Raw genomic sequence first — 11,415 nt, forward strand, 5'->3', positions numbered from 1 at the left:
TGCCTGGTCACCGGGCCGGCGGGCGTGGGCAAGACGGCCCTCGTGCTGCACTGGGCGCACCGCAACCGTGCCGCGTTCCCCGGCGGACTGCTCTACACCGACCTGCGCGGCTTCAGCGATACCGGAACCGTGCCCCGTATCGAGGTGCTGCGTGAGTTCCTGCTCGCGCTCGGGGTCGCGCCGCGCCGGATCCCCGAGTCGGCCGAGGGCGCGTCCGCGCTGTTCCGGTCCCTTGCCGCCGACCGCCGGCTCCTCGTCGTACTGGACAACGCGCACGGTTCCGCGCAGGTCAGGGAATTGCTGCCGGGCGGCACCGACTGCGTCACCGTCGTCACCAGCCGCTACCGGCTGCGCGGTCTGATCGCCTCCGACGCGGCCAGGCCCGTGCCCGTCGACGTCCTCGGCCCGGAGGACGGCACCGCGCTGCTCGCCGCCGTACTCGGCAAGGAGCGCGTGCTCGCGGAAGCGGTGGCCGCGCGCCGCCTCGCCGAACTCTGCGACGGTCTGCCGCTCGCCCTGCGGGTCGCCGCCGCCCGCCTCGCGGACCAGCCGGAGTGGTCGCTGAGCGAGATGAGCGCCGAACTGTCCGACGCCTCCCGCAGGTTGAGCCTCCTGGACGTGGAGGACACCGGCGTACGCGCCGCCCTGCGGCTCACCGTGAGCCGGCTCCCCGCGGCCGCCGCGCACCACTTCGCCCACCTCGGCAGACACCCGGGCACTCATTTCGACCGCTACACCGCCGCCGCACTCGCGGGTACGGACCCGGACACGGCGGAGGCCGCCCTCGACCGGCTCGCCGCGGCCCATCTCGTCATCCGCACGGCGCCGGGACGCTGGACGCTGCACGATCTCGTACGGCTTTACGCGCGCGGCCTGGACGCCGGACCCGAGGCGCTGCTGCGGGCGCTCGACCACACCGTGGCCACCGCCCTGGCCGCCGCGGACGCCGCCGAACCCGGCGACGAGCCGTGCTTCGACCTGCCCGCGGACTTCCAACAGCCCGCGTCCATACGGGAGTTCCGCGGCCGCGCGGACGCCATGGCCTGGTACGCCGCCGAACGCGACGATCTGACCCTGGCGGTGGGCGCCGCGCACGCCGCCGGACTGCACGGCAGGACCTGGCGGATCGTGCTCGGTCTGTGGCCGCAGATGGCGTGGCGGGTCCGCGACGGCTGGACCCCCTTGCTGCGTACGGCACTTGAGGCCGCCCGCGCCGACGGAGACCTCAGGGCCGAAGGCCGGGTCCTCGCCCTGCTCGGCTGGGTCCTGACCGAGGAGGGCCTCGTACAGGAGGCGCTGGAACACCTGGAGGCCGCCCAGGCGCTCGCATCCCGCGCCGACGATCCGCACGGCGAGGCCACGGCGCTGGTCAACCTCTCGCTCGCCCAAGCCGCACTCGGCAGCCCGCAGGAGGCCGCCGAAGGGTGCGTACGGGCGGCGGAACTGGCGCGTGCGACAGGCGACCGGCACATCGAACGCCTGGCCCTGCACCACCTCGCCCGGCATCAACTCGGCGCCCGGCAATGGAAGCCGGCCCTCGACACGGCCACCGCCGCGCTCGCCCTCGAAAGCTCCCCGGACCCCTCGGGCGCCTCCCGGGTGCTGCTCCTCACGACGGCCGGGGAGGCGCTGCTCGGCCTGGGCGAACAGGCCGAGGGCATCTTGCGCCTGGAGAGCGCGGCCGACGAGGCGGAGGCCGCCGGTTATGACGAGGGCGCGGTGCGGGCGCTCGGCGCGCTGCTCGAGGTGTCGGCGGACGTGGGGCTGCGCGCCCGATACGACACGGCCCTCCTGCGTCTCACCGCACGGAGCTGACCCGCTTCACTCTCCGCGGCTCACGGTCACTGTCACACCGGCCTGACCTGCCCTTTCGTCCGGCCGCGGCAGACGTCAGCGGGACGTCAGCGCGGCGTGAGCGAAGCGCCAGCGCCCCGGGACAAGCTGGTCACGAACCACGGCGGAGTCGACTGCTCCGCACCAGATCCGCACCACCGCACGGGGGAACCTCATATGCGTACCAAGCGAATCCGCACCACCGTCCTGACCGCTGCCGCCACCGCCGCCCTGGCCCTGAGCCTGACCGCCTGCGGCGGTTCGGACGGCGGCAAGGACACGAAGGCCGACAGCGGCAGGAGCGCGGGCAGCACCTCGGGCGCGGAGGGCGCCGAGGGCTCGGGGAAGGCGGACGGCCAGGACACGGACTCCAAGTCCTCAGGCGGCAGCGGCACTTCCGGCGGCTCCGGCTCCAACGGCGGATCGGGCTCCGGCGACACCACCGACCAGGCCGCCGCCGGCTCCACCGCCGCTCAGCCGTGCAAGGGCGACGAGCTGTCGATCTCCGTGCAGCACCGCTTCCCCGCCGAGGAGGGCGAGCACCTGCTGATCACCGCGCGGAACGCCGACTCCAAGCCCTGCTGGGTCACCTCGTACCCCTCGGTCATGCTCGGGGACACCGCGACCGTCCTCGGTCACTCGTCCAAGGACCCGGCCTCGGGCAGCGCCAAGGTCACGGTCAAGCCGGGCGGCCAGGTCTACTCCGCCGTGGCCCTCTTCGTGGACGGCGAGACGAGCAACACCTCCAGCGAGCTCTCCATCGCCCTGCGCGACCAGGGCGGCGACACCGGCCCGGGCCACGAGAACGGCGCCGTCGACGACAAGGGCGGGGAGTCGGAGTTCACCTGGGACAGCGCGGACGTGACGAACTGGAACACCGCGAAGCCGTACGACTTCTGAGACTGGAAAGCGACGTTCCGGGCGTCACCGCCCGACTTCTGAGCGTCACCCCCGTCCCGGGTTCCCGAACCCGGGACGGGGTGTCAGTGGAGCCGCCTAGACTCGGTAGGCGATGAGCAGCCTCTTTGATGACAGTTTTCTGGCGGACCTCCAGGCCAAGGACACGGGCAAGCACCACGCCCCGCCGCCGCCCCCCGAGGACGAGGGTCCGGAAGAGATTCCGGCCGACTTGTTCGGCGGGAAGTTCGACGCGCCCGCACAGCGCGACGCCTACTACCGCGACGGCGCCCCGCGCCCGGTGCTCGACGGCGCCGCGCTGCTCGACGGGCTGAACGAGAACCAGCGCGCCGCCGTGACGCACAGCGACACCCCGCTGCTCATCGTGGCCGGCGCAGGATCCGGCAAGACCCGCGTCCTGACCCACCGCATCGCGTATCTGCTCGCCGAGCGCAATGTGCACCCGGGCCAGATCCTCGCGATCACCTTCACCAACAAGGCCGCGGGCGAGATGAAGGAGCGCGTCGAGGAGCTGGTCGGCCCGCGCGCCAACGCGATGTGGGTGATGACCTTCCACAGCGCGTGCGTACGGATACTGCGCCGCGAATCGAAGAAGCTCGGCTTCACCTCCTCCTTCTCGATCTACGACGCCGCCGACTCCAAGCGCCTCATGGCCCTGGTCTGCCGCGATCTGGATCTCGACCCGAAGCGCTTCCCGCCCAAGGCCTTCAGCGCGAAGATCTCCAACCTCAAGAACGAGCTCATCGACGAGGAGGACTTCGCCGGCCAGGCCGCGGACGGCTTCGAGAAGACGCTCGCCCAGGCGTATGCGATGTACCAGTCGCGCCTTCGCGAGGCCAACGCCCTCGACTTCGACGACCTGATCATGACGACGGTCAACCTCCTGCGGGCCTTCCCGGACGTCGCCGAGCACTACCGCCGCCGCTTCCGGCACGTCATGGTCGACGAGTACCAGGACACCAACCACGCGCAGTACGCCCTGGTGCGCGAGCTTGTCGGCACCGGGCCGCGCGAGGAGGACGTACCTCCGGCCGAGCACGAGCTGCCGCCCGCCGAGCTGTGCGTGGTCGGTGACGCGGACCAGTCGATCTACGCGTTCCGCGGCGCCACGATCCGCAACATCCTCGACTTCGAGGACGACTACCCGAACGCGACGACGATCCTCCTGGAGCAGAACTACCGCTCCACGCAGACGATCCTCTCCGCCGCCAACGCGGTCATCGAGCGCAACGAGTCACGCCGTCCGAAGAACCTGTGGACCAACGCGGGCAACGGCGCGCAGATCACCGGCTATGTAGCGGACACCGAGCACGACGAGGCCCAGTTCGTCGCCGAGGAGATCGACCGCCTCACCGACGCGGGGGACGCCAAGGCCGGAGACGTCGCGGTCTTCTACCGTACGAACGCACAGTCCCGTGTCTTCGAAGAGATCTTCATCCGCGTCGGCCTGCCCTACAAGGTCGTCGGCGGCGTCCGCTTCTACGAGCGCAAGGAAGTCCGGGACGTCCTGGCCTACCTGCGCGTGCTCTCCAACCCCGAGGACACCGTCCCGCTGCGCCGCATCCTCAATGTGCCCAAGCGCGGCATCGGCGAGCGCGCCGAGGCGATGATCGACGCCCTGTCGCTGCGCGAGAAGATCACCTTCCCGCAGGCGCTCACCCGCGTCGACGAGGCGTACGGGATGGCGGCCCGCTCCACCAACGCCGTCAAGCGCTTCAACACGCTGATGGAGGAGCTCCGTACGATCGTCGAATCCGGCGCGGGACCGGCCACCGTCCTGGAGGCCGTGCTCGAACGGACCGGCTATCTGGCCGAGTTGCAGGCCTCCACCGACCCGCAGGACGAGACCCGCATCGAGAACCTCCAGGAACTCGCCGCCGTGGCCCTGGAGTTCGAGCAGGAGACGGAGGACGGCGAGCGGCCCTCGCTCTCCGACTTCCTGGAGCGCGTCGCCCTGGTCGCCGACTCCGACCAGATCCCCGACGAGGACGAGGACGGTTCGGGCGTCATCACCCTGATGACCCTGCACACCGCCAAGGGCCTTGAGTTTCCTGTGGTGTTCCTGACCGGCATGGAGGACGGCGTCTTCCCGCACATGCGCGCGCTCGGCCAGACCAAGGAGCTCGAGGAGGAGCGCCGGCTCGCGTACGTGGGCATCACACGCGCCCGCGAACGCCTCTACCTCACCCGCTCCACCCTGCGCAGCGCCTGGGGCCAGCCCGCGTACAACCCGCCGTCCCGCTTCCTGGAGGAGATCCCCGCCCACCACCTGGAGTGGAAGCGCACGGGAGCCAAGCTCGGCGCCGCTCCTTCCACGGGCCCGGCGGCCTCGGTGGCCTCCTCGCTCTCGTCCACGATGGCGGCCCGCTCCCGGCGCGGCACGTCCTCCGGCTTCGCGACCGGCGACAAGCCGGTGGTCTCGCTCGCGGTCGGGGACCGGGTCACGCACGACCAGTTCGGGCTCGGCACGGTCGTCGGCGTCGAGGGCGCGGGCGACAAGGCGCGCGCCACCATCGACTTCGGCGACGCGAAGCCGAAGGTGCTGCTGCTGCGGTACGCGCCGGTGGAGAAGCTGTAGCCGCCTGAGATACGCGAATGGGGTGGCCCCTCCGATGTGGAGAGGTCACCCCGAATGGCGTGCGGTCGTCCGGATCAGGACGGGTCGATCCCGTGGCTGCGCAGCCACGGCAGCGGGTCGATCGCCGAGCCACCGGACGGGCGGACCTCGAAGTGCAGATGCGGGCCCGTGGAGTTGCCCGAGTTCCCCGAGTACGCGATCACATCGCCGGCCTTGACCGAACCGCTGCGGATCTTCGTGCTGGAGAGGTGGCAGTACCAGGTCTCGGTGCCGTCGGGCGCCGTCACTATGGCCATGTTCCCGTACGCGCCGTTCCACTGCGTACGCACGGTGCCGTCCGTCGCGGCGAGCACCTCGGTGCCGTACGAGACCGGGAAGTCGATGCCCGTGTGCACCGACATCCAGTTCACACCGGCCTGCCCGTAGTACGCGCTCAGACCGTGCTGCTTGACCGGGAGCGAGAACTTGGGGCGCAGCGCCTCCTTGCGGGCGGCCTCCTCGGCCTTGCGCTTCTTCTCGGCCTCCTGGCGTTCCTTGAGGTCGATGCGCTCCTGCGTACGGCTCGCGCGGTCCGCGAACTCATTGGCGTCGGCGGAGAGTTCGGTGAGCTGGGTGTCCAGCTTGTTGTTCGCGGCGGCCGTCTCCACGGAGCTGGGATCGGGCGCCGCCTGCGACTTCGGCTCCTCGTTCCCGCCCATCGAGCCGACCACGGAGGCGGCGGCGACCCCGGCCACACCCAGCGCGCACACGGACGGCACGGCCACGGTGAGCAGCGCGGAACGTTTGGCGGGGGTACGGCGGCGGCCGCGGGAGCCTGAGCGCTGGGGGCGGGGGCTGTGCGCCACCCGTACCGGCTCGGGCTCGTCGCTCTCCTCGTGGCCGACGGTGACCGGCGCGTCGAGCAACTCGGTCTCGCCGTAGGCGCTGTCCTGGCTCTCGTACGCGGAGGAGGAAGCGTTCTCGTTCTCGTACGGGGAAGCGGTGTCGGCCTCGTAGGCGTGGGGCTCGTACGAACCGGCCTCGTAGGAGCCGGTCTCGTAGGAGGTCGGCCCGCTTTCGTAGGAGGTCGCGCCGCTCTCGTAGGAGCCGAGCGTCTCCGTCTCGTAGGAGCCCGGCGTTTCCGTCTCGTACGAGCCGGTCGTCTCGGTCCCGTACGGGGCCTCGGCGCCGGCGGAGTTCCAGGCGGTGGCGTCGTAGGAACCCGTGTCGGCGTAGCCGTACGCACCGGTCGTCTGCCAGTGGCCGGTGGTCTCCCACTGCTCGGCGCTCTGCGGGCCGGGCTGCGCGGGGATGTCGGTGAGCGACTGATATCCGGCGCTCGCCCACATGGCGGTCGTGTCGTGGCTGCCGGTGTCGTAACTGCCGTTCGCATAGCCGCCGGTGTGCTGTGCGGGGTACGCGTCGTAGCCGGTGGCGCCGTCTGCGCCGTAAGACTGCGCCTGCTCCGGGGCGGTCCACTGGGTGCTGTCCCACTGGCCGCTCTGCGAGGCGTCGTACGTCCCCGGCATCGCCCCGAAGAGGGGGTCGGAGTCGAAAGCGGTGGTGTCGAAGGCACCGGTTGCATAGCCGCCGTATCCGGTGGCATAGCCGTGCTGTTCGTTCACCAACTTCTCTTTCGCCTCGACAACAAGGGGGCGGAGCAGTGCGGTGACTGTACCCGGCAGTGTGCGACGCCGACAATCTTCGGCAGGTTTCGTTGGTGGGGGAAACGGGCATTCGGCCGCCTTTCGGCGGACTGTAGGCACAGCTTTGGCCTTGTGTTCGAAGGCTGTTCGAGGATTTTGGGCGCGGTGGAGGGGTGGATCAGGCGTCGGACGACGTTTCGGAGTCGGCCAGCACCTCGCCGATCACATGGCGCGCCGTCGCCGCCATCCGCGGGTTGGTCTCGCGGTAGTAGGAGAGCTCGAGCAGCGCGATCGACAGGGCGAGCCCCCGGCCCCGTACCCAACTCGCCTCATCGGCGCCGACGGCGGAGCGGAACGCCGGGCGCGCCTCGGCGGGCAGCACGTACCAGGCGGTGATCAGGTCGACGGTCGGATCGCCGATGCCGACCAGGCCGAAGTCGATGACGGCGGCGAGCCGTCCGTCCTCCACGAGCAGATTGCCCGGCTGCAGATCGCCGTGCATCCAGCGGTCCGGCCCGTCGTACCCGGGCGCGTCGAGAGCCTGCTGCCATACGGTCGCTGCCGCTTCGGTGTCGATCACGTCCGTGAGCCGGCCGAGCGCCGTGCGCGTCGCCTCGTCGCGGGGACCGAGCGGGCCGCCGCGGCCGCAGTGTGGGGCGCCGGCGGTGTCGATGCGGCGCAGCGCGGTGATGAACCCGGCCAGATCGGCGGCCAGTTCAAGCGGCTTGCCGACCGCTCCGGCCGCCGGCGTCGTGCCGTCGAGCCAGCGGTAGACGGACCACGGCCACGCGTACCCCTCGGCGGGTGCTCCCTTGGCGAGCGGCGCCGGGATCGGGACCGGAAGCTGTCCGGCCAGCCGCGGCAGCCAGGCGAACTCGCTCTCCACCTCTTCGTCGGAGCCGGCGCGCAGCGGCAGCCGTACGACCATGGCGTCGCCGAGCCGGTACAGCGCATTGACCGTCCCCGGTGAATCCACCAGCTCGAGCGGCAGTCCGGACCACTGCGGAAACTGTCCGTCGATCAGCCGCCGCACCAGCGCCTCGTCGATGTCCGCCTGGTCGGCATGCATCTTGCGCGGCTTGTTGCCCGTCTCGGAGGTGGTCATCGGGGCATCGAACTCGGCGGCGCCGGGGCCGGTCAACCGAATTGCGGCGTACGGGCGGCGCGGGCGGACCGCCTCAGGCCACGGATACCGCTCCCCGCGCACCGACCGGCACGGCGTCGTCGTCGATCGCCTGCCGGATGCCGGTGGCGACCGCGGGGTGGACCGGCAGTGCGAGATGACCGATGCCGCTCACCCGCACGTTGTGCGCGAGCAGGTCGGGGTGCTCGACGCAGGCGGTCTCCAGCGGCACCATCAACTGGTCCAGATCGCTCCAGAAGCTGAAGAAACGGGTGCGGCATCCGGGCGCGGGCCCGGCCAGTTCGGCGACCACGTCGGAGCCGGGGCGCATCTGGCGCACGATCGGATGCGCGTTCATCGCGGGCACGACCCGGGTGCCGCTGTGCGGGGTGCCGAGGGTGACGAGGGTGCGGACGCGGGCGTCGCCGCCCTGGCACTGGACGTAATAGCGCGCGATCAGGCCGCCGAGGCTGTGGCCGACGATGTCCACCTGTTCCTGCCCGGTCCGTGCGCAGAGCTCCTCGACATGGGCGCCGAGCAGCCGGGCCGCCTCGCGGATGTCACAGGTCAGCGGTGAGTAGTTGAGCGAGGCGAGATGGCGGCGGCCGTGCCGGGCCAGGGTGCGGCGCAGCAGGACGAACACGGACCGGTTGTCGATGAAGCCGTGCAGGAGCACGACGGGGCGGTCGTGCGGTCCGGCGGGGAGGCGGGGAGTGTCCTCGGTGTCCTCGGGCAGGGGAGGGGCGGGACGTTCCTGGATGATTCCGGACGGATAGAGCAGAACGTGCCCGGTGAGGATGGCGAGTTCGAGCGCGGTGGCCTTGAGGAGCGCGGACGACGACAGGCACAGGCGTGGTGTCCGGATCAGCTGTGTCCAGGTGGGCAGAAGCAGGGGCAGCGACTTGAGGATCTTGAGAAGCCTGACGGCCTCCATGAGCCGACCTCCAAAACGGCGCACGGAGAACTTCTCTGTCCCCCGTGAGCCCACATGGGGCGCCCTGGCGGTGGCCGTGCCCCGATGCCTCGCTGATGGCATCGCACCTGACGGCGCGCGCCTCGATGGCATCGCACCTGACGGCACGTACCTCGATGGCACCGCACCACCACGCCGTGCGGCTGCCGGCGCGGTGGTGCGGCGACCTCCTGCGGCTCCCCTGAGCGCGGCTCCCGGCGGCGGGTCGAGTCGGCTCGGCCGCTGCTTGCGGGTGCCGCGCATGGCGAACGTGTCCCACGTGTGATTTCCCCCTCGGTCCTGACCGTGAAACTGCCGGTTGCGGGATGGTGGCGATAACGTTCGTTCACTTCTTCGGGGGCCTCACTGTGAGGTCCCGGCGCTCCCCGGGCACACTTCAGGGGGGTCCGCACGACTTGCTCGACATGGAGGCAGCGATGGGTGCGACAACCGGTCCGATCCGCGTGGTGGTCGCCAAGCCCGGTCTCGACGGCCACGACCGCGGTGCGAAGGTGATCGCGCGGGCGTTGCGCGACGCCGGCATGGAGGTCATCTACACGGGCCTGCACCAGACGCCCGAGCAAATCGTCGACACGGCCATCCAGGAGGACGCCGACGCGATCGGCCTCTCGATCCTCTCCGGCGCGCACATGACCTTGTTCGCCAAGGTCATCGAGCTGCTCAAGGAGCGGGACGCCGAGGACATCAAGGTCTTCGGCGGCGGCATCATCCCGGAAGAGGACATCCCCCCGCTGAAGTCCCTGGGCGTCGCGGAGATCTTCACGCCGGGGGCCACGACGGGGGCGATTGTGGAGTGGGTGCGGGGGAACGTGGCGCAGTCTGCGTAGCGCTCGGGAGGGTGCGGGTGCGCTCACGCACCCGCCGCCAACTCCTCCCGCATGACCGCCCGCAACCGCAACGTCCCCACAAGCCGCTGGAACGCCTCCGCCCAGTACCCGCCCGCCCCGGGCGCACCGTCCTCCCTCTCGTCCGGCGTAGCCGTAAGCGCTTCGAGGCGCACCGCGGCGGCCGGGTCGAGGCAGCGCTCGGCCAGCCCCATCACGCCGCTGAACGACCACGGATAACTCCCCGCGTCCCGCGCGATGTTGAGCGCGTCGACGACCGCACCGCCGAGCGGCTCGGACCAGGGCACGGCGCACACGCCGAGCAGCTGGAACGCCTCGGAGAGACCGTGCGCCGCGATGAACCCGGCCACCCAGTCCGAACGCTCCCGCTCCGGCAGCGTGCCGAGCAGCTTCGCGCGCTCCGCGAGCGAGACCGCCCCGGGCCCCGCCGCCCCCGGTGACGCGGGCACCCCGAGCAGCGCCCGCGCCCATTCGGCATCCCGCTGCCGTACGGCCGCACGGCACCACGCGGCATGCAGCTCGGCCTGCCAGTCGTCGGCCACGGGCAGCGCCACGATCTCGGCCGGCGTCCGCCCGCCGAGCCGCTGCGGCCAGGTAGCCAGCGGTGCCGCCTCCACCAACTGGCCCAGCCACCAAGCCCGTTGCCCTCGACCGGGCGGTGGTGTGGCGACGACACCGTCACGCTCCATCCCCGGATCGCACTCGTGCGGCGCCTCGACCGTGATCCCGCTGCGCAGCGGGTCGAGCGCGATGCTCGTCGCCGCCCGCCGCGCCATCCGGCCGGCCAGTGCCGAGGTCGGCAGCGCGGACAGCAACTCGGCCGCGGTGGTGCGGACATTGCGGCTGCGGTCGCTCAGCGCCCGCTCCAGGAACGGCTCGTCGCTGTCCGCGAGCCCCGTGCGCAGCGAGTCGAGGAACATCAGCCGGTCCTCGGCCCGCTCGGTGGACCAGGTGCTCTCCAGGAGGACCCGGGCGGCTTCGGCGTCATACGCCCGTACGGCACCGAGCAGCGCCACCCGTTCGGCGAACAGGCCCTCCTCCCACAGCCGCCGGACCGCGTCCCCGTCGTCGGGCGCGGGGAGCGCACTGCCTCCGGGGGTGGTGCGCAGCGCGAACTTCCACTCCGGGTTGAGCTTCGCGAGCCACAGCGCGCGCGGTCCGGCGAAGGCGAGCGCCGGCGGGCGCAGATCGGTCCGGCCGCGTGCCGCGTCGAGCAGGGCGGGCAGCAGCTCGGGTGGTGCGGCGTATCCGTACGCATTCGCACCGGACAGCCACTGCGGCAGCAGTTCGGTGAGATCGGGCGCGGTGCCGCGCCGTCCGCCGCTGCCCATGCCGGGCCGGTCGGAGAGCAGCATGGCCAGGCGTCGCCGTGCGGCGGCAGGGAGCGCGGGGCGCGGGTCGGGCTGCGCCTGCTCGGGCAGTCGGGCCGCCGGTCCGGGCCGCAGCCCCGCCCTGCGCCGGACGGTGTGCAGCGCCGCCTGGTCGAGCAGCGCGGCGGCCGCGTCCTTGCGGCTGCGGCC

9 protein-coding genes are annotated in these 11,415 nt (G+C 71.7%); 5 read left to right on the plus strand and 4 right to left on the minus strand.

The features are described 5' to 3' along the window. The 3 genes from ABT367_RS38125 to pcrA all read left to right on the plus strand — a co-directional run. The coding region (locus ABT367_RS38125) for an NB-ARC domain-containing protein (protein WP_352258151.1) at positions 1-1,815 on the plus strand (1,815 nt) is incomplete at its 5' end. Positions 1,816-2,010: 195 nt separating this feature from the next. Further along, positions 2,011-2,733: a DUF4232 domain-containing protein gene (locus tag ABT367_RS38130; RefSeq protein ID WP_352258153.1), complete on the plus strand. Its 723-nt coding sequence runs from the start codon at positions 2,011-2,013 to the stop codon at positions 2,731-2,733. A 112-nt stretch (positions 2,734-2,845) separates the two neighbouring features. Then, on the plus strand, positions 2,846-5,329 hold the full coding sequence (gene pcrA / locus ABT367_RS38135; protein WP_352258155.1) for a DNA helicase PcrA: 2,484 nt from the start codon (positions 2,846-2,848) through the stop codon (positions 5,327-5,329). 74 nt (positions 5,330-5,403) lie between these two features. Here the strand turns inward: pcrA and ABT367_RS38140 are convergent, their stop codons facing one another. From ABT367_RS38140 to ABT367_RS38150, 3 genes are all read right to left on the minus strand, one after another. After that, positions 5,404-6,933, minus strand: coding sequence for a M23 family metallopeptidase (locus ABT367_RS38140; protein WP_352258157.1), 1,530 nt, complete (start codon positions 6,931-6,933; stop codon positions 5,404-5,406). A gap of 199 nt (positions 6,934-7,132) precedes the next feature. Next, on the minus strand, positions 7,133-8,059 hold the full coding sequence (locus tag ABT367_RS38145) for an aminoglycoside phosphotransferase family protein (protein ID WP_352258159.1): 927 nt from the start codon (positions 8,057-8,059) through the stop codon (positions 7,133-7,135). A 73-nt stretch (positions 8,060-8,132) separates the two neighbouring features. Then, the gene (locus ABT367_RS38150) at positions 8,133-9,011 is read right to left on the minus strand and encodes an esterase/lipase family protein (protein ID WP_352258161.1); all 879 of its coding nucleotides are present in this window, start codon (positions 9,009-9,011) and stop codon (positions 8,133-8,135) included. 95 nt (positions 9,012-9,106) lie between these two features. On the opposite strand from ABT367_RS38150, the gene ABT367_RS38155 reads away from it, so the two are divergent. After that, positions 9,107-9,235 (plus strand): hypothetical protein, encoded by a 129-nt coding sequence (locus ABT367_RS38155; protein ID WP_352258163.1) that lies wholly within the window; start codon positions 9,107-9,109, stop codon positions 9,233-9,235. A 219-nt stretch (positions 9,236-9,454) separates the two neighbouring features. Beyond that, positions 9,455-9,877, plus strand: a complete 423-nt coding sequence (locus ABT367_RS38160) for a cobalamin B12-binding domain-containing protein (protein WP_187817676.1) — start codon at positions 9,455-9,457, stop codon at positions 9,875-9,877. Between the two features lie 23 nt (positions 9,878-9,900). Here ABT367_RS38160 and ABT367_RS38165 read toward each other — a convergent pair. Then, positions 9,901-11,415 (minus strand): DUF5691 domain-containing protein (locus ABT367_RS38165; protein ID WP_352258165.1); only part of this gene is annotated, 1,515 nt, incomplete at its 5' end.

Origin of the sequence: Streptomyces mesophilus (assembly GCF_040300965.1) — a bacterium.
Classification (GTDB): domain Bacteria; phylum Actinomycetota; class Actinomycetes; order Streptomycetales; family Streptomycetaceae; genus Streptomyces; species Streptomyces mesophilus_A.

Excerpts from the sequence above, each read along its gene's own strand:
- pcrA (WP_352258155.1), top strand. The coding sequence starts at position 2,846 with ATGAGCAGCCTCTTTGATGACAGTTTTCTGGCGGACCTCCAGGCCAAG.
- ABT367_RS38160 (WP_187817676.1), top strand. The coding sequence starts at position 9,455 with ATGGAGGCAGCGATGGGTGCGACAACCGGTCCGATCCGCGTGGTGGTC.
- ABT367_RS38155 (WP_352258163.1), top strand. The coding sequence starts at position 9,107 with ATGGCATCGCACCTGACGGCGCGCGCCTCGATGGCATCGCACCTGACG.
- ABT367_RS38150 (WP_352258161.1), bottom strand. The coding sequence starts at position 9,011 with ATGGAGGCCGTCAGGCTTCTCAAGATCCTCAAGTCGCTGCCCCTGCTT.
- ABT367_RS38145 (WP_352258159.1), bottom strand. The coding sequence starts at position 8,059 with ATGACCACCTCCGAGACGGGCAACAAGCCGCGCAAGATGCATGCCGAC.
- ABT367_RS38130 (WP_352258153.1), top strand. The coding sequence starts at position 2,011 with ATGCGTACCAAGCGAATCCGCACCACCGTCCTGACCGCTGCCGCCACC.